Below are 16,992 nucleotides of genomic sequence, written 5' to 3'. Positions count from 1 at the left end.
GCCGTTTCCGCCTGCTTCGCCTTGGCCATTGCCGGCTGCTGCCGCTGGCGGGCGGTCCACCTCAGCTGAGGGTGGTGACGAGGCCTCCCTCGGCGCGGAGCACCGCGCCGTTCGTCGCGGCGGACAGGGGGCTGGCCAGATAGGCGACCAGGCTGGCGATCTCCCCCGGCTCGATCATCCGCTGCAGGAGCGAGGACGACCGGTGTCTGGCGAAGAACTCGGCCACGATCTTGTCGGCCGGGGCCTCGGGCTCGCTGGACACGCTGCGCAGGAAGTCGACGATGCCCTCCGAGTGCGTGGGTCCCGGGAGCACCGAGTTGACCGTCACCTTCGTCCCCTTCGTCAGGTTGGCGAGACCTCGCGAGATGGAGAGCTGCGCCATCTTGGTCGTCGCGTAGTGGATCATGTCCGGAGGAATGGTGAGCGCGGACTCGCTGGAGATGAAGATGATGCGTCCCCAGTTGCGCTTCAGCATGCCCGGGAAGTAGGCCCGCGACAGCCGCACACCGCTCATCACATTGACGTGGAGGTAGGAAAGCCAGTCGGCATCGGTGATCTCCGCGAAGGGCTTGCTCTCGTAGATGCCCAGATTGTTGACGAGGATGTCGACGCCGCTCGCCTCCTTCTGGATCAAGGCCGCGCCCTCGGCGGTCGCCGCATCCGCCAGCACGCCGCGGATGTGCTTGCCTCCGGAGGCGCGGATGTCCTCCACCGCTTGATCGAGCTTGGCCCGCGAGCGGCCGGTGATGAGGACCTCGGCGCCCTCGGCCGCCAGCGTCCGCGCGATCTCGAGGCCGATGCCAGCTGTGGCGCCAGTGACCAGCGCGGTCTTCTTGTTCAATTGCAGGTCCATGAGAGCTCCCAGTCGGGGTGGAGGAAGGGGCGGCGTGAGCCGTGCCGTGGTGCAGATGGAATAACCCTTGCGTACCGGGACGACTATTCGCAGGATGGTCGCAATACTTGTGAACGGGATTCACGAATGGCGCGCATCCTCATGGAGCGCTCCGGAGAGCTGGAGGTCTTCCTGCGGGTGGTACAGGAGGGCGGATTCTCCGCGGCCGCCAGGAGCGTGGGCCTCACTCCCTCGGCGGTCAGCAAGCTCATCACCCGGCTCGAGAAGCGGCTCGGCGCCCGCCTCTTCATGCGGACGACCCGCGCGCTGAGCCTCACCGAGGAAGGAGAGGCCTACTACCGGGCGGGACAGCGCATCCTCCAGGAGCTGAACGACGCCGAGCAGGCCGCCGCCGCGGGGGCGGTCCGGGGCCGCCTGCACGTCAATGCGTCGATTCCCTTTGGTTCCCAGTTCGTCGTCCCCGCCCTTCCCGCCTTCCTCGCGCGCTACCCCGACGTCATCGTCGATCTCAGCTTGACCGATGACGTGGTGGACCTGCTCGCCCAGAAGACCGATGTCGCCATTCGCACGGGCGACCTGCCCGACAGCGCGCTGCTCGCGCACAAGCTCGGGCAGAGCCGCCGCGTCATCTGCGCCTCACCCGCCTACCTCCAGCGCAAGGGCACGCCGAAGACGCCCGACGAGCTCCGGCACCACGACTGCCTGACCTTCAACTTCCGGCGCGCCCGCAGTGGCTGGCCCTTCCGGGAGGCAGGCGGCATCACTCAACGGGTCGTCGCGGGGAGCGTGTTGGTGAACAACGGCGAGACCCTGAAGCAGATGCTGCTGAACGGGGTGGGCATCGGCCGCCTGTCCCTGTGGCATGTGGCCGCGGAGCTCAAGGCCGGCCGCCTCGTCCCCCTGCTGGAGAAGTACAACCCGGGCGACCTGGAGCTGATCCACGCCGTCCATGTCGGAGGCGGGCAGGTGCCCCACCGCGTGCGTGCCTTCATCCGCCACATGGTGGACACGATGAAGGCCTCGCCGCTAACGGGTTAGCGCGAGCGTGGCTCTCACGGCGCGGGCGAACATGTCCTATGAAAAAGTGCGGTGCAGGACGGAGCTGAAAAGTAGCGCCTGGGCGTTGTCCCCTGATTGAAATGAACTCCTGGAGGACGTCATGTCGTTTCCACTGATGACTCGGGTGAAGCCAGCCGTGCTCACAACCATCTTGCTGGTGTCAGCCCTCGGCTCTGCGGGTCCTGCCTTGGATTCGGCCACGAGCGCCTGTCGGCAGAACCCGAACTACTGTGCTCGCGTGGCAGGCGAGGAGGCTGTGGTCCCCACCATCCAGGGAGCTGCCGAGATTGTCTCCGTAGGGGCCACGCTGCGAGTGCTGGACTCCAACACGCAGGCCGACATCGAGAGTTCCTTGGAGAAGTGCGTCGATTGGGCGAATGACCAGGTCAACCGCCGCCGATTCAGCGGCAACAGCCCCTCACGCAAGCAATGCCAGGAGGAGGTATCAGGAACGGACCCGTGTGGAAGAAGAATGACCCGGGCCATGCACTTGGGCACGGAGAAGCATGCCCTGGCCCTCCAGTGCGCGGAGGAGAAACTGGGCGAACTGATTCCAGGGCGCTTCAGCCGGGAGCCGCGATACCGCTACGACCCCCAGACCGGGCAGAAGCAGTTGGTCAGCCGCGAGGAGGCACGAACCCTCCTGCAGCAGGGGTGCGGCAACGAACTCGAGGGGACGATCGTGCCCGACATCGTCATCCACTCGGGCAATCCGCTCGAGGCCCTGGCCGTCTACGACTTCAAGTTCCCTTGCCCCGACACAAACAAGCCCACCTGGAGAGAGTATGAGAAAGGACCCTTCGCAGGCTCGACCCAGGGGAAGATGTACTTGGAGATCTTGAAGGTAGGGCCCAACCTGATCGCACCGATACGAGGAATCATCCGGTGGCTCGAATCCCAGAAATAAGGCTCCACACGAAGCAGGGGGTGCTCGTGGCACGTGAGGGCGTGAGCATTTGTTTCTACATGCGCCGCTCCCACGAGGAGATTGCCCGGGCGGTGATGCGTTCACTGGAAACGTATTCGCGCGCGGTGGGACAACAAGCGCTTGGCTGGTATGTGGACCCGGAGGGGGACTGGCAGGAACTCGATGATGCGGGCTGGAACCTCACCCGTCTCAAGTTGCAGGAGCGAAGCAGCCCCATCCTCAGACTGCGAGAGACTCCGAGTGGTGTCAGCCAATATGCCTTCGATTATTACGGCAAGTCGCTCGACTCCCCTTTGTTCGTGAACAACCCGGGCGCGGTGTGCGCGGTCTCCTTCTGCCTTCCTCCCGAATACCTGGAGACGCATGGACCCGCCCACGTCCGTGAGTTGGCGCTGGAACTGGCAACGCCGCTCCCCTTCAACTCCGGTCACGCCAGCCTTGCATTCAATTCCTTGATGCAACTCCCCGGCGGCTCAGCGGAACTCCGTCCGTGGTGCTTTCGCTACCCTGGAATGAACATCCAGACCCTGGAAGACACCGCCTGGGACATTGGCACACGGGTGCGGGGGGCCTACTGGCTGACCTTCCTGGGTCAGCCGGTGCTTGGCGAGCTGGGTGGGGCCTCGGGTCTACGTGCCCGCCTGTCCTCTCCGGATATCTCCGTGCGGGAACTGGAAGGTGAGCGAGCCGTCGTCACTCTGGGGGACTGGCCCGAGGCTGGCGATACCGAGGAGGGGCGCGAACTGCCGTTGCACCGCGAGTTGGCGCGCATCCTGGAGCCATGGCTCCATCATCGGCAGAACCCCTGGAGCGGCTTCACCCAGGAGGACATGCGTCGATGGGAGCGCCGCTTCCTCGACTGAGCACGCTCCTGCCTCCCCGTCGATTCCCTGGAACCGCATCCCATTTCATATTATGACCATAATACAAAGAAGGGTCTGCACCCGAACGAGGAGAAGTCATGAACGGCCGAATCTCCGCTCCCAAGTCCACGCGGCACCTCCAGGCTCTCGAGCGGATCATGCGAGGAGAGGCACCACCTCCTCCGATCGCGAAGCTGCTGGGCCTCCTGCTCACCAGTGCCGAGACAGGCCGTGTCGTCGTCGAGCTCGACGCCTCGGCGCGCCAGGCCAATCCCATGGGGACGCTCCACGGGGGCGTCATCTGTGACCTGGCCGATCTCGCCATGGGCGCTTCCATGGCCACGACGCTCGAGGACGAGGAGAGCTTCACCACGCTCGATCTCACGACGAAGTTCCTCAAGCCCATCTGGAACGCGCGCCTCCGGGCGACCGGGCGTGTGGTGAAGCGGACGCGGACGCTCGGGCTGATCGAGTGTGACGTCGAGGACGAGAAGAACAGCCTCGTGGCCAGGGTGTTCAGCTCGTGCATGGTCCTCCGTGGAGACGAGGCGCGCGGGCGATGAGTGCCACCCTGCCCGCGGTGGAGGTCCTGCCATGGCTGTGCGCGGCGCCGTTGTGCCTGGGGCTGAACACGTCTCGGCTCAGGACTCCTTCGAGCGCATGACTTCCCGAGTCGTTTCCCCTGCCCCGCGCCGTGGCGATCGCCTAGGTTGCCCCTGCCTCGACAAGGGGGAACACCATGGCAGCGAAGTCACCGCGCAAGAAGGCAGCCACCCGCACCACGACGCGCCGGCCCCGCCGCAAGAAGGCCGAGCCCGCGTCCAAGGGACTCACGGCCGCCGAGGTGGCCAGCGAGGCCGCCACGCCTCCCGTCGAGCTGGTGCAGGGCATCCAGGAGGACGGCGGCCAGGTGCTGAGCGTCTACCGGGATCCGCTCGGCGCGCACACGGTGGTGTTCGCCGCCCTGCCCATCGACAAGGTCGAGCCCACGCCCTACCAGCGCGACGTGTCCGAGCCCCACGTGAAGCGGCTGGCCGGCGCCATGGAGCGCCTGGACCGGTTCCTGGATCCCATCATCGCCATCCGCAAGGAGGGCCGGTACTGGACGCCCAACGGCAACCACCGGCTCCAGGCCTCGAAGCTGCTGGGCGGCAAGTCCATCATGGCGCTGGTGCTGCCCGAGGAGGACGTGGCCTACCAAATCCTCGCCCTCAACACGGAGAAAGCGCACAACCTGAAGGAGCGCTCGCTCGAGGTCATCCGCATGCACCGGGGCCTCACCGGGGCGCGGGCCGGGCGCGAGTCCGAGTTCGCCCACCTCTTCGAGGAGCCCGCCTTCCTCACCCTGGGCGCCGCCTACGAGAAGCGGCCGCGCATCTCCGGAGGCGCCTACCACCCCTTCATCAAGCGCGCCGAGTCCTTCCTGGACCTGCCCATGGCCGAGGCCCTCCGGGTGCGCGAGGCCCGCGCCGACAAGCTCCTGGAGCTGGACGACGCCGTGGTCACCGTGGTGGACGGCCTCAAGGCCCGGGGCCTGCAGAGCCCCTACCTCAAGAACTTCGTGGTGGCCCGCATCAACTTCCTGCGCTTCAAGAAGGAGGGGCCCGTCGAGTTCGAGCCCACCGTGGCCCGGATGATCTCCAGCGCCAGGAAGTTCAACCTGGACAAGGTGAACCGCGAGGACATCGGCCGGATGAGTGGCCCCCTCCTGGCCGAGGATTCGGAATAAGGATTGCAAGGCAGCCCGCACCATGACGACACCGCCCACCACCGTCCTGGTCGTCGACGACGACCGGGCCAACCTCGACTCGGTCTCGCGCATCTTCCAGCGCGAGGGCCTGGAGACCCTCACCGCCAGCAACGGCACCGAGGCCTTGGAGCTGCTGCGCCGCCCCGAGGTGAGCGTCATGGTGACGGATCTGATGATGCCCGGCATGGACGGGCAGGAGCTGCTCAAGGCCTCGCGCACCATCCGCCCGGACGTCGAGGTCGTCCTCATGACGGCCTACGGCACCGTGGAGACCGCCGTGGCCGCCATGAAGGATGGCGCCTACGACTTCATCACCAAGCCCCTCAAGCGCCACTCGCTGGTGAAGTCCGTCCAGAAGGCCCTGGAGCGCCATGAGCTCGCCGCGGAGAACCGCGTCCTCAAGGCGAAGCTCGCGGAGATGGGCAGCACCGGCGGGCGCTCCATGGTCGGCCAGTCCCCCGCCTTCCGGGCGATGATGGACACCCTGCGCCAGGCCGCGCCCTCCACCGCCACCGTGCTGCTGCTCGGTGAGTCGGGCACCGGCAAGGAGCTGGCCGCCCGCGCCCTGCACGAGCAGTCCAACCGGGCCAAGGGCCCCTTCGTCGCCATCAACTGTGGCGCCCTCCCGGAGAGCATCCTCGAGGCGGAGCTCTTCGGCGTGGAGCGCGGGGCCTTCACCGGCGCCGTGGCCCGCCGCGAGGGCCGCTTCGAGCGCGCCAGTGGCGGCACCCTCTTCCTGGACGAGGTGGGTGAGATGCCCCTGTCCGCCCAGGTGAAGCTCCTGCGCGTCCTCCAGGAGGGCGAGCTCGAGCGCCTGGGTGGCACCCAGACGGTGAAGGTGGACGTCCGCATCGTCGCCGCCACCAACAAGGATCTGCAGCGCGAGGTGGCCGAGGGCCGCTTCCGCGAGGACCTCTATTACCGCCTCAACGTGGTGGAGGTGCGCATCCCCGCCCTCGCCTCCCGCCGCGAGGACATCCCCCTGCTGGCCGACGCCTTCCTGCGCCGCTTCGCCTCCAAGAATGGCAAGGTGTTGCGCGGCTTCTCCCCCGAGGCCCTCAGCACCCTGGAGAACTACGCTTGGCCCGGCAACGTGCGCGAGCTGGAGCACGCCGTGGAGCGCGCCGTCGTGCTCGCCCGGTCGGACGTCCTGGAGGTGGGAGATCTGCCCGAGACGGTGCGCAAGGGCCCCCTCGGCTCCGCCGGACAACTCGTCATCCCCATCGGCACCCCCATGGAGGAGATCGAGCGCCGGGTGATCCACGAGACCCTGCGGCACACCAAGGGCGACAAGACGCTGGCCGCCCGCCTGCTGGGCATCGCCGCCCGCACCATCTACCGCAAGCTGGAGCGCGAGGCCTCCGAGACGCCCGGCACCGGCGAGGGCCCCGGCTCGCCCCCCGCCGAGTGACAGCCCGTCAGGCTCTCTGCTCGGCCGCTGACATTTTGTCCCACGGCGCCACGGCGTCCGCTCCTGCCACCAGCGGCCCGGCTTATTCCGGAATGAAATCAAGGACTTGGCTGTAAGGCTCGGGTTGCCCGCCCCCCTTCGCGGGTGGCACCCCGCTTGCTCAATCCCGAGTAGGCCCTCTCTGGACGCGTGATGGAACTCTTCTTCCGCAAGTACTTCTGGACCGTGAACCTGGTCTTCATCCTGCTCGTCGCTCTGCTGGCGGCGCGCACGGTGAACCTGTTCGTCGAGTCCGCCATGACTCCCCTGCCGTCGGGCGAGGTGTCAGCACGGCAGAAGGCGAAGCCCACGGTGACGTTGGCCTCGCTGGATCTCAAGCGCCTGTCGGACCTCACCGGCATCGCCATCCCCGAGCCCGACCCCGTGGTGGCCGAGCCCTCCGGCCCGCCCGAGGTGGATCCCAACGCCGCTCCCGTGAAGAGCGGTCTGCGGGTGAAGCTGCTGGGCACCCTGGTGGCCAGCGACAAGATGTGGTCCGTGTCCTCCATCCAGGACATGAACAACCAGCGCTCCACCACGTACATGGTGGGTGACCAGATCCAGGGCGCCGAGGTCATCGACATCGAGCGCGAGCGCGTCATCATCATCAACGCCGGCCGCAAGGAATACATCGACAACCAGCCGGGTGACGGAGCCGCCGTGGCCTCCTACACCCCGCCGCCGCTGCCCGCCGGGCCCGCCGTGCAGGCCCCTCCCAATGGCAGCGGCATCCGCGCCATGAGCGAGAACGACTACGAGGTGCCTCGAGCGGAGATCGATCGCACGCTGGCCAACCTCAACGACGTGGCCATGCAGGCGCGCATCGTGCCGGCCTTCAAGGACGGCCAGGCCCAGGGCTTCAAGCTCTTCTCCATCCGTCCCGACTCCATCTACTCGAAGATCGGCGTCCAGAACGGTGACGTCATCAAGCGCATCAACGGCTTCGAGCTCAACAGCCCGGAGAAGGCCCTCGAGGTCTACACCAAGCTGAAGGAAGCCTCGCGCATCGAGATCGAGCTGGAGCGCAACGGTTCGAGCGTCCGCAAGAACTACACCATCCGCTAACCCCGCATTACCCCGCCCCTCCATGAAGACGCTTCCGTCCTGGTTGCTCCTGCTGTGCCTGGCGATCGCCGCGCCCGCGCTGGCGCAGCGCGCCCCCGGTTCACCTCCGCCCGCGGGCACCCCCGCCGAGCGGGAGATCACCCCGCAGACGTCCCCTGAAGGCGGGAGCACGGGCGTGCGTCGGACGCCCACGTGCGAGGAGGTCCGCCGCCGCGCCCGCTACGGCATCTACTTCGACAAGGTGGACATCGAGAAGCTGGTGCAGACCGTGTCGGACGCGACCTGCCGGACGTTCATCCTCCCGGAGAACGTGCGCGGGAAGATCTCCATCATCGGCCCGGAGAACGGGCGCGTGGAGGTGGACGCGGATCAGTTCTACGCCGCCTTCCTCGCGGCGTTGGATGCCAACGGCCTGTCCGTCTACCAGCACGGGCGCTTCCTGAAGATCGTGGACAAGCGCGCCGCCAAGCAGAACCCCATCCCCACGCTGGTGGATCCGGACGCGGCGTACACCACCAACGAGCAGATGATCACCAAGCTGTTCCGCATCAAGAACGTGGAGGTGGAGCCTCTGCGCGGGGTGCTGCAGCAGCTGGTGTCCAAGGACGGCGACACCATCCCGTACCCGCCGGACATCGTCATCATCAACGACGTGGGCTCCAACGTGCACCGGCTCGAGCGCATCATCGAGCAGCTGGACACGCGCGCGGCCAGTGACGAGGTGCGCATCATCCAGGTGCAGTACGCCACCGCCGCGGACGTGGCCGCCACGGTGCAGAAGCTCTTCGAGCAGAAGGGCGGCGGAGGCCGTCCCGGCGCCAACCGCGGCGGCCCTCCCGCCGTCATGCCCCCCGGCGGCCCCGACGCCATCCCCATGCCCAGCCAGGAGGGCGGCAGCGGCTCCGGCGGTCCGGTGACGTTCTCGCAGATCATCCCCGACGAGCGCACCAACAAGCTCATCGTCGTGGCCAGCCCCGCCGCCTTCGAGCGCATCCAGGGCATGGTGCGCGAGCTGGACATCCCCACCGCCGGCACCGAGCGCATCAACGTCTACCCGCTGGAGAACGCCAACGCGGAGGAGATCGCCAGCACGCTGCAGACGCTGTCGCAGGGCACCTCCAGCCGTCCGCGCACGCCCATCCCCTCGCCTCCTCCGGGCGTGCCCCGCCCCGGTGGCACCTCGGGCGGCTCCGCCGAGCTGTTCGCCGGTGAGGTGAAGATCTCCGCCGACAAGGGCACCAACTCGCTCGTCATCATCGCCAGCCAGAGCGACTACCGCAGCCTGGTGCGCGTCATCCGCGAGCTGGACAAGGCGCGGCGCCAAGTGTTCGTCGAGGCCGTCATCATGGAGGTCAACCTGGACCGCAACAACGAGTTCGGGCTGAACCTGCACAGCGGCTACTCGCTGGGCACCCCGCTGGGCACCGGCTCCGGCATCCTCGGCACCAAGTACACCACCCAGGGCCTGCCCCCGTCCTTCTCGCTCGCCAACCTGGCCCAGTTCGGCGGCTTCCTCGCCGGCCTGCAGGGCCCCGTCATCCCCGAGCTGAAGAACCTGGGCATCGACATCCCCGCCTTCGGCGTGGTGCTGCACGCCTTCCAGCAGAGCTCGGACGTCAACGTGCTCTCCACCCCGCACATCCTCACCAGCGACAACGAGGAGGCGGAGATCACCGTGGGCCAGAACGTGCCCTTCCAGTCCGGCTTCTCGCCCTCCTCGCTGGGAGGCGGCCTGGGCACCCCCGGCACCAATGGCGGCGTCACCCCGTCGCTGCTCGGCGGCCTGGGCGGCCTGGGCAGCTTCTTCGCGCCCATCACCCGCCAGAACGTGGAGCTCAAGCTCACCGTCAAGCCGCAGATCAACGAGAGCGACTACATCCGCATGACCATCTCCGAGCAGACGGAGGAGATCGCCTCCACGGATCCCGTGCTCGGCCCCACCACCTCCAAGCGCAGCGCCAAGACGACGGTGGTGGCCAAGGATCAGGAGACGGTGGTCATCGGCGGCATCATGCAGGAGCGCGTCCTGGAGTCCGTGGCCAAGGTGCCCATCCTGGGTGACGTGCCCCTGCTGGGCCACCTCTTCCGCCAGACGAACAAGCGCAAGACGAAGACGAACCTGCTGCTCTTCCTCACGCCCCACATCATCCGGGACCAGTCGGACTTCCGGCGCATCTTCGAGCGCAAGATGGCCGAGCGGCAGCAGTTCGTGGAGCAGTTCTACGGCCAGGTGGCCGGCTACGACGTGCCGGTGGACTTCAGCCGCAAGAGCGGGCCCCTGGGCCGCATGCGCCGGGTGCTGGCCACCGAGGAGCAGAAGGTGGAGAACGGCGGTCCCGGCCAGCCCGGCGAGCGCGTCCTGCGGCCGGGCGGACCGGCGGCCGGCTCCTCGCAGCCCTCTTCCACCGGTGGGGAAGTCTCGCCGTCCGAAGGGGGTTCCTTGACTCCGGCGGCGGAGCCGGTCCCCGTGCAGCCTCCGCCCGCGCCCGAAGACCCGGAGCGCCTGCGCATCCAGCCGGACACCGGGGACGAGAGATAGAACATGAGCCTGCTCGCTGACGCCCCACTCGCCAAGCCCGCGGCAGACGCCGCCACCCAGGTCGTCTCCCATGGCCCCGCCTTCCTGTGCGGCCGGCCCCTGGGGGAGATCCTCCGCCACACCTCTGGCCTCACGGAGGACAAGCTGCAGGAGGCGCTCCAGCTCCAGGCCGAGAAGGGCGGCCGGCTGGGCGAGGTCCTGGTGGGCATGAAGGTCATCAGCGAGGAGGACGTGGCCAAGGCGCTCGGCCTCCAGCTGGATCTGCCCTACCTCGCCCGCATCTTCCTGGAGGAGGTGGACGCCGAGCTGATCAAGCGGATGCCCATCAACTTCGCCAAGCAGGCGCGCATCCTCCCCCTCTCCGTGGAAGGAGATGGCGTCACCCTCGCGGTGGCGGATCCGCTGGACACCACCGTGTTGGACCACGCGCGCATGCTGCTGGGCCGGGACATCCACCCGCGCATCGCGCTCGCCTCCACCATCGTGGACGCCATCAACAGCGTCTACGACCGCGCCACCAACGAGGCCGAGCAGCTCGTGGACGAGCTGCATGCGACGGACCTCGACTCGCTCGCCCAGGAGATCGAGGAGGTCAAGGACCTGCTCAACGACGAGGGGGATGAGGCGCCCATCATCCGCCTCATCAACTCCGTGCTCTTCCGCGCCGCCAAGGAGCGCGCCAGCGACATCCACATCGAGCCCATGGAGCGCGAGCTCCTGGTGCGCTTCCGCGTCGACGGCGTGCTGCAGGAGATCATCAAGCCGCCCAAGCGCTACCAGAACGCGATCATCGGCCGCGTGAAGGTGATGGGCCAGCTCAACATCGCGGAGAAGCGCCTGCCCCAGGACGGCCGCATCCGCATCAAGCTGGCCGGACGCGACATCGACATCCGTCTGTCCACCATCCCCACCACCTATGGCGAGCGCATCGTCATGCGCTTGCTGGACAAGAACACCACGCTGCTGGACTTGACCGAGCTGGGCATGGCGTCGCAGATGCTCGCGCAGATGGAGCACGTCATCCGCCGCCCGCACGGCATCATCCTGGTGACGGGCCCCACCGGTAGCGGCAAGACGACCACGCTCTACGGCGCGCTCTCGCGCATCAACACCCCGGACCTCAACATCCTCACCGTCGAGGATCCGGTCGAGTACCAGCTCAAGGGCATCGGCCAGATGGCCATCAGCCCGAAGATCGGCCTCACGTTCGCCCAGGGCCTGCGCTCCTTCCTCCGCCAGGACCCGGACGTCATCATGGTGGGCGAAATCCGCGACAAGGAGACGGCGGAGATCGCCATCCAGGCCTCGCTCACGGGCCACCTGGTGTTCTCCACGGTGCACACCAACGACGCGGCCAGTGCCATCACCCGTCTGGTGGACATGGGCGTGGAGCCCTTCCTCGTGGCCTCCTCGCTCACGGCCGTGCTCGCCCAGCGTCTGGTGCGCCGCGTGTGCCCGGACTGCCGGGTGCAGTACTCGCCCACCGACGAGGAGCTCAAGGAGCTCACCCTCAACCGGGCGCTGCTCAAGGAGCGCTACGGGGTGGAGAAGATCTACAAGGCCGCCGGTTGCCCCTCGTGCAACCAGAACGGCTACCGCGGCCGCACCGGTATCTACGAGCTGCTGCTGGTGGATGACAGCGTGCGCCAGCTGGCCCTGAAGAACGTGGACGCCTCCACCATCAAGAAGGCCGCCATGAGCCACGGCATGCTCACCCTGCTGGACGATGGCGCGCGCAAGATCGCCCTGGGCGAGACCACCATCGCCGAAGTGCTCAGCATCACGCAGGAAGACCTCTAACGGACTCGCGCCCCACCTATCCCGGAAGGGAGAGGCCCGGGGCGCGGTTCTACTCCGCGACCCACCATGCCAGTCTTCGAGTACAAGGCCCTTGATCAGGCCGGAAAACCCATCCGTGGAATGCTGGAGGCGGACTCGCCGAAGACCCTGCGCTCGCAGCTGCGCAAGGACGGCAAGTTCCTCACGGAGGTCCTCGGCCAGGCCGAGGGCGGCCGTGCCGCCGTGCGCAAGGGCGCCAACGCGGCCCAGGCGGACCGCGAGGTCAACTTCGGCAAGATGGCCCGCGGCCGCATCACCACCGACGACATCGCCATCACCACGCGCCAGCTCGCCACCCTGCTGGGCGCTGGCGTGACGCTGGTCGAGTCCCTCTCCGCCCTGGTGGACCAGGTGGAGAAGGAGCGGTTGAAGATCATCCTCTCCGAGGTGAAGAGCCGCGTGAACGAGGGCGCCTCCCTGGCGGACGCGCTCGCGGTGCACCAGAAGGTCTTCGGCTCGCTCTACGTGAACATGATTCGCGCCGGTGAGCACTCGGGCGCGCTCGATGCCGTGCTGCTGCGGCTGGCCGACTTCACCGAGAGCCAGTCCAAGCTGCAGCAGAAGATCATCGGCACGATGACCTACCCCGCCATCATGATGCTGGTGGGCGCCGGCATCCTCACCATGCTGATGGTGGTCGTCATCCCGAAGGTCACGAAGATCTTCACCACGATGAAGGCCACCCTGCCCATCACCACCCGCATGCTCATCTGGGGCAGCAACTTCCTGCGGGACTGGTGGTTCATCATCTTCCCCGCCATCTTCGGCATCATCTTCGCGGCCACCACCTACTTCCGCAGCCCCAAGGGCAAGCCGGCGTGGGACCGCTTCGCCCTCAAGGCGCCCATCTTCGGCAGCCTCTTGCGCCTGCTGGCCATCTCGCGCTTCGCCCGCACGCTCGCCACGCTCCTCAAGAGCGGCGTGCCGCTGCTCACGGCCATGGACATCACCCGGGCCGTCATCACCAACTCCATCCTGGCCAACGTGGTGGAGAAGGCCCGCGACGCCATCCGCGAGGGCGAGAGCATCGCCACCCCCATCAAGCGCTCGGGCGAGTTTCCGCCGCTCGTGTACCACATGATCGCCATCGGCGAGCGCTCCGGCCAGCTGGAGGACATGCTCCTGTCCGTGGCGGACAGCTACGAGAACCAGGTGAACGTGCGCATCGGCGCCCTCACCTCCATGCTCGAGCCGCTGCTCACCGTGTTCATGGGCGTAATCATTGCATTCGTGGCCTTCTCGGTCCTGATGCCGATTCTGCAGGTGAACTCGGCCATCCGGTAACGGAGGCTTCCCGATGAACCACACGCTCGACCGGTGGATCCAGCGCGTCACCCTCGTGGCGCTGCTCGCCCTGACGGCGGCGCTGCTCACCGTGGGGGTGACCCTGTACGCCTCCGACTCCCAGGCCGACACGGCCGGCGGCACCTCCCCGCCGCACGACATTTTGACAGAGACAACCCGATAACGGCCCGGTGGCTTGCCGAAAAGTCACGAGAGGAATGACCATGAGCGACAAGAAGACGAAGCAGCAGCGCCGCCGCCGCGGCATGACCCTCATCGAGATCATGGTGGTGATCACCATCCTCGGTCTCATCATGGCCGCCGTGGGCGTGGCGGTGATTCCCAAGCTGGACGAGGCCAAGCAGGACACGGCCCGGCTGGACATCGCCAACATCCACAACGCGCTGAAGCTCTACTACACGAAGAAGGGCAAGTACCCCGACACGGGCACCGGCCTGAAGGCGCTGGTGGACACGCAGAACCTGGAGAAGATCCCCACGGATCCCTGGGGCAACGAGTACGTGTACATGAACGAGGGCGGCAAGCCCGTGCTCATGTCCTACGGCGCCGACGGCACGCAGGGCGGCGAGGGTCCCGACGCGGACATCTCCTCGCGCGACGCGGGCAAGAAGTAGTCAGGAGACGGCACCATGACCCCCGAGCACGCTCCCACGCAGCAGCAGCATGAAGAGACGGCGCGCCCGTCCCGCGTGGGGCGGCTCCTGGTCGCCGCCGTCATCCTCCTGGCCACGGCGGGCGCCTTCGCCATCGCCAGCCTGACCTTCGACAGGACGCTCAGCCCCCTGCAGCGCCAGGCCCGCGCGGAGATCCGCGGGCTGGAGGGTTACTTCAAGTCCTACCACCGCATCACCGGACGCTTCCCCTCGCAGGCGGAGAACTTCTATCCGCTCCTGCAGGTGGGCCTCATCAAGGAAATCCCCAACGATCCCTGGGGGCGCACCTACCAGTACCGGATGTCGGATCAGGGCAAGGGCTACATCGTGTCCTACGGCTCGGACGGAGTGCCCGGCGGCACCGGCGACGCCTCGGATCTCATCAGCGGTGGCGTGCTGAACAACGCCATCGTCGGGACGCCTCAGCAGCAGGAGGCGGCGCAGGGGGGAGAGCAATGACCGCACAGGGAAGCATCGCGCGGCGCAGGGCCCGGGAGCGCGGGTTGACACTCATCGAGGTGTCCATCGCGATCGGCATCGCCGCGGTGCTGTTCGCCGCCGTCACCATCTCCATCGGCGCCATCACCGGCTCCAAGGCCAAGGCGTCCGCCGCCGAGCTGGCGGGCACCATCCGCTCCATCTACGACACCGCCGCGCTCAGCGGGAAGACGTGCCGGCTCGTCTTCGACCTGCCCGACCCCAAGGACGAGGACGGCATCACGCGCTACCGCGCCGAGTGCGCCGCGGGCAACGTCACCACCTCGCGCGACCGCGACGACATGCTGCGCGAGGAGAGCCGCGCCCGCGAGGACGAGAGGAAGGGCCAGAAGCGGAGCGATCCGCGCCGCAACTTCACCCGCGGCAGCGACGACATGCCCGGCCTGGATGAGATCCTCGCCCAGGAGGAGGGCCGCGTGGAGAACGCCGCGCGCTTCTCCGAGTACACCGCCGAGGAGGTCCGGCCCCGCGAGCTGCCCGCGGGCGTCAACGTGTCCGTGTGGACGCGGCACCAGCGCGAGCCCGCCGAGAAGGGCGTGGCCTACCTCTACTTCTTCCCCCAGGGCTTCACCGAGAAGGCCCAGGTCTACGTGCGCCAGGGTGACAACGTCTGGACGCTCGCCGTGTCGCCGCTGACGGGTAAGGTGGAGATCGTCGGCGAGGCACTGGAGGTGCCCAAGTCATGAGACGCTCCCGTGGCTTCACCTTGTTGGAGACGGTGGTGGCGCTCGCCATCCTGGCGCTGGCGCTGATGGCCATCTTCGACATCAACTCCGGCGCGGTCTCCAACCACGCCTACTCCAAGAAGCTCACCGTGGCCACGCTCCTGGCCCGCTCGAAGATGACGGACCTGGAGCAGAAGCTCTACGACGAGGGCTTCTCCAACGACGACGACGAGGAGTCCGGCGACTTCTCCCAGGAGGGGTGGGACAACTTCAAGTGGCGGGCGAAGATCATCGCCCCGAAGACGGACGGCGTGTCCCCCGAGCAGCTCATCGGCGCCATCTTCAACCTGCCCATCGGCGAGGGCGGAGACATGGGCGGCCTGGCCGCCATGTTCGGCGGGGGCGGCGCGGCCGGCGGCAAGGACGGCAAGAGCGGTCCCTCGCAGGCCACCTCCAACCCCATGGCGGGCGCGGCGATGGGCATGGCCCAGCCCATGTTCACGCAGATGATCCAGCAGATCACCCAGACGGTGCGCGAGGTGCACCTCACCGTCTACTGGAGGGATGGCACGCAGGTGGAGAGCCTGGACCTCGTCACCCACGTGGTGTCGCTGGGGCCCGGCTCGGACCGCAATGGCAACAGCGCCTTCACGCCGCAGGGCGGCCAGCAGCCCGCCGAGGCCAACAACCAGTGGGTGGACCCCGCCAGCGGGATGATCGTCTCGGGCGTGCCCGGCCCCAACGGGCAGATGACGAATCCGCAGACGGGGCAGCCGCTGATGCGTCGCTCGGACTGGCTGCAGCAGCGCATGGGCAGCAACCCGCTCGGCGCCATCCAGGGAGGCACGCGATGAAGCGCTCCGCGCGTCGTGGCTTCACGCTGATGGAGATCATGATCGCCGTGGCCATCACCGCGCTCATGGGCGCCATGGTGGGCATGGCCTTCCAGACGGGCTTCAACGCCAAGGAAGTGGTGGAGGAAGAGGCCGACCACTACCGCATGCTGCGCGCGGCCATGAACCGCATGGCGCGGGAGATCGGCTCCGCGTACGTGAGCGACCGCTACGACGCCCAGCGCTACCGCGACCAGAACGACCGGCCCACCAACTTCATCGGCGAGGAGGACAAGCTGACGATCACCACCTTCGCCCACCAGCGCCTGTACACGGACGCCAAGGAGTCCGACCAGGCCATCGTGGAGTACTCCGTCGAGACGTCCTCGGAGCGAGGGGCCAACGGCCGCATGGACCTGATGCGCCGGGTGAATCCGAATGTTGAAGGCCGGATGGACCGGGGCGGAACCAAGGATGTGCTCTTCGAGGGAGTGAAGAAGCTGGAGTTCGCCTACTGGGACTCCGAGCGCAAGGAGTGGGAGGACGAGTGGGACACGCGCCGCACGGAGCTGAAGTCCAAGCTGCCCACGCGTGTTCGCATCACCCTGGTGGCGCTCGACGAGAATGGCAAGGAGACGCGCTACACCACCCAGACCCGTGTGATGCTCAACACGGAGCTACCCAGGTACTGA

17 protein-coding genes are annotated in these 16,992 nt (G+C 67.5%); 16 read left to right on the top strand and 1 reads right to left on the bottom strand.

Features of this window, described 5'->3' with window-relative positions:
- Positions 1–61: 61 nt before the first annotated feature.
- Positions 62–853: an SDR family oxidoreductase gene (locus VFZ09_RS19700; RefSeq protein WP_329729152.1), complete on the bottom strand. Its 792-nt coding sequence runs from the start codon at positions 851–853 to the stop codon at positions 62–64.
- Positions 854–979: 126 nt separating this feature from the next.
- On the opposite strand from VFZ09_RS19700, the gene VFZ09_RS19695 reads away from it, so the two are divergent.
- From VFZ09_RS19695 to VFZ09_RS19620, 16 genes are all read left to right on the top strand, one after another.
- On the top strand, positions 980–1,891 hold the full coding sequence (locus tag VFZ09_RS19695; protein ID WP_329729151.1) for a LysR family transcriptional regulator: 912 nt from the start codon (positions 980–982) through the stop codon (positions 1,889–1,891).
- 121 nt (positions 1,892–2,012) lie between these two features.
- Positions 2,013–2,819: a hypothetical protein gene (locus VFZ09_RS19690; RefSeq protein WP_329729150.1), complete on the top strand. Its 807-nt coding sequence runs from the start codon at positions 2,013–2,015 to the stop codon at positions 2,817–2,819.
- A gap of 41 nt (positions 2,820–2,860) precedes the next feature.
- Positions 2,861–3,703 carry a DUF3396 domain-containing protein gene (locus VFZ09_RS19685; RefSeq protein WP_329729149.1) on the top strand — a complete coding sequence of 281 codons (843 nt, stop codon included), beginning with the start codon at positions 2,861–2,863 and terminating at the stop codon, positions 3,701–3,703.
- Positions 3,704–3,801: 98 nt separating this feature from the next.
- The gene (locus VFZ09_RS19680) at positions 3,802–4,266 is read left to right on the top strand and encodes a PaaI family thioesterase (RefSeq protein WP_329729148.1); all 465 of its coding nucleotides are present in this window, start codon (positions 3,802–3,804) and stop codon (positions 4,264–4,266) included.
- A 176-nt stretch (positions 4,267–4,442) separates the two neighbouring features.
- Entirely contained in the window at positions 4,443–5,432 is a 990-nt protein-coding gene (locus VFZ09_RS19675; RefSeq protein ID WP_329729147.1) for a ParB/RepB/Spo0J family partition protein, read from the top strand.
- A gap of 22 nt (positions 5,433–5,454) precedes the next feature.
- Complete coding sequence (locus tag VFZ09_RS19670; protein WP_329729146.1) at positions 5,455–6,864, top strand: sigma-54 dependent transcriptional regulator; 1,410 nt, start codon at positions 5,455–5,457, stop codon at positions 6,862–6,864.
- 192 nt (positions 6,865–7,056) lie between these two features.
- Positions 7,057–7,968: a type II secretion system protein GspC gene (gene gspC, locus VFZ09_RS19665; RefSeq protein WP_329729145.1), complete on the top strand. Its 912-nt coding sequence runs from the start codon at positions 7,057–7,059 to the stop codon at positions 7,966–7,968.
- A 22-nt stretch (positions 7,969–7,990) separates the two neighbouring features.
- Complete coding sequence (gspD, locus tag VFZ09_RS19660; protein ID WP_329729144.1) at positions 7,991–10,507, top strand: type II secretion system secretin GspD; 2,517 nt, start codon at positions 7,991–7,993, stop codon at positions 10,505–10,507.
- A gap of 3 nt (positions 10,508–10,510) precedes the next feature.
- The gene (gspE, locus tag VFZ09_RS19655; RefSeq protein ID WP_329729143.1) at positions 10,511–12,307 is read left to right on the top strand and encodes a type II secretion system ATPase GspE; all 1,797 of its coding nucleotides are present in this window, start codon (positions 10,511–10,513) and stop codon (positions 12,305–12,307) included.
- Between the two features lie 66 nt (positions 12,308–12,373).
- On the top strand, positions 12,374–13,630 hold the full coding sequence (gene gspF / locus VFZ09_RS19650) for a type II secretion system inner membrane protein GspF (RefSeq protein WP_329729142.1): 1,257 nt from the start codon (positions 12,374–12,376) through the stop codon (positions 13,628–13,630).
- A 13-nt stretch (positions 13,631–13,643) separates the two neighbouring features.
- Positions 13,644–13,814, top strand: a complete 171-nt coding sequence (locus tag VFZ09_RS19645) for a hypothetical protein (protein WP_329729141.1) — start codon at positions 13,644–13,646, stop codon at positions 13,812–13,814.
- 34 nt (positions 13,815–13,848) lie between these two features.
- Positions 13,849–14,265 (top strand): type II secretion system major pseudopilin GspG, encoded by a 417-nt coding sequence (gene gspG / locus VFZ09_RS19640; RefSeq protein WP_329729140.1) that lies wholly within the window; start codon positions 13,849–13,851, stop codon positions 14,263–14,265.
- 15 nt (positions 14,266–14,280) lie between these two features.
- A complete protein-coding gene (locus VFZ09_RS19635; protein ID WP_329729139.1) occupies positions 14,281–14,763 on the top strand; it encodes a type II secretion system protein GspG in 483 nt (160 codons plus the stop codon).
- Complete coding sequence (locus VFZ09_RS19630) at positions 14,760–15,488, top strand: type II secretion system protein (RefSeq protein ID WP_329729138.1); 729 nt, start codon at positions 14,760–14,762, stop codon at positions 15,486–15,488. The genes VFZ09_RS19635 and VFZ09_RS19630 overlap by 4 nt, the downstream gene beginning before the upstream one ends.
- Entirely contained in the window at positions 15,485–16,321 is an 837-nt protein-coding gene (locus VFZ09_RS19625) for a prepilin-type N-terminal cleavage/methylation domain-containing protein (protein WP_329729137.1), read from the top strand. Before VFZ09_RS19630 ends, VFZ09_RS19625 begins: the two co-directional genes overlap by 4 nt.
- Positions 16,318–16,992, top strand: coding sequence for a type II secretion system protein GspJ (locus VFZ09_RS19620; RefSeq protein WP_329729136.1), 675 nt, complete (start codon positions 16,318–16,320; stop codon positions 16,990–16,992). The genes VFZ09_RS19625 and VFZ09_RS19620 overlap by 4 nt, the downstream gene beginning before the upstream one ends.

The sequence above is a fragment of the Archangium sp. genome, assembly GCF_036277355.1.
Taxonomy (GTDB): domain Bacteria; phylum Myxococcota; class Myxococcia; order Myxococcales; family Myxococcaceae; genus Archangium.
This window is presented reverse-complemented; position numbering and strand designations above follow the sequence as displayed.

What these genes read in the sequence shown, in the direction of transcription:
- VFZ09_RS19700 (WP_329729152.1), bottom strand. Translation starts at nt 853, where the DNA reads ATGGACCTGCAATTGAACAAGAAGACCGCGCTGGTCACTGGCGCCACA.
- VFZ09_RS19695 (WP_329729151.1), top strand. Translation starts at nt 980, where the DNA reads ATGGCGCGCATCCTCATGGAGCGCTCCGGAGAGCTGGAGGTCTTCCTG.
- VFZ09_RS19690 (WP_329729150.1), top strand. Translation starts at nt 2,013, where the DNA reads ATGTCGTTTCCACTGATGACTCGGGTGAAGCCAGCCGTGCTCACAACC.
- VFZ09_RS19680 (WP_329729148.1), top strand. Translation starts at nt 3,802, where the DNA reads ATGAACGGCCGAATCTCCGCTCCCAAGTCCACGCGGCACCTCCAGGCT.
- VFZ09_RS19675 (WP_329729147.1), top strand. Translation starts at nt 4,443, where the DNA reads ATGGCAGCGAAGTCACCGCGCAAGAAGGCAGCCACCCGCACCACGACG.
- VFZ09_RS19670 (WP_329729146.1), top strand. Translation starts at nt 5,455, where the DNA reads ATGACGACACCGCCCACCACCGTCCTGGTCGTCGACGACGACCGGGCC.
- gspC (WP_329729145.1), top strand. Translation starts at nt 7,057, where the DNA reads ATGGAACTCTTCTTCCGCAAGTACTTCTGGACCGTGAACCTGGTCTTC.
- gspD (WP_329729144.1), top strand. Translation starts at nt 7,991, where the DNA reads ATGAAGACGCTTCCGTCCTGGTTGCTCCTGCTGTGCCTGGCGATCGCC.
- gspE (WP_329729143.1), top strand. Translation starts at nt 10,511, where the DNA reads ATGAGCCTGCTCGCTGACGCCCCACTCGCCAAGCCCGCGGCAGACGCC.
- gspF (WP_329729142.1), top strand. Translation starts at nt 12,374, where the DNA reads ATGCCAGTCTTCGAGTACAAGGCCCTTGATCAGGCCGGAAAACCCATC.
- VFZ09_RS19645 (WP_329729141.1), top strand. Translation starts at nt 13,644, where the DNA reads ATGAACCACACGCTCGACCGGTGGATCCAGCGCGTCACCCTCGTGGCG.
- gspG (WP_329729140.1), top strand. Translation starts at nt 13,849, where the DNA reads ATGACCATGAGCGACAAGAAGACGAAGCAGCAGCGCCGCCGCCGCGGC.
- VFZ09_RS19635 (WP_329729139.1), top strand. Translation starts at nt 14,281, where the DNA reads ATGACCCCCGAGCACGCTCCCACGCAGCAGCAGCATGAAGAGACGGCG.
- VFZ09_RS19630 (WP_329729138.1), top strand. Translation starts at nt 14,760, where the DNA reads ATGACCGCACAGGGAAGCATCGCGCGGCGCAGGGCCCGGGAGCGCGGG.
- VFZ09_RS19625 (WP_329729137.1), top strand. Translation starts at nt 15,485, where the DNA reads ATGAGACGCTCCCGTGGCTTCACCTTGTTGGAGACGGTGGTGGCGCTC.
- VFZ09_RS19620 (WP_329729136.1), top strand. Translation starts at nt 16,318, where the DNA reads ATGAAGCGCTCCGCGCGTCGTGGCTTCACGCTGATGGAGATCATGATC.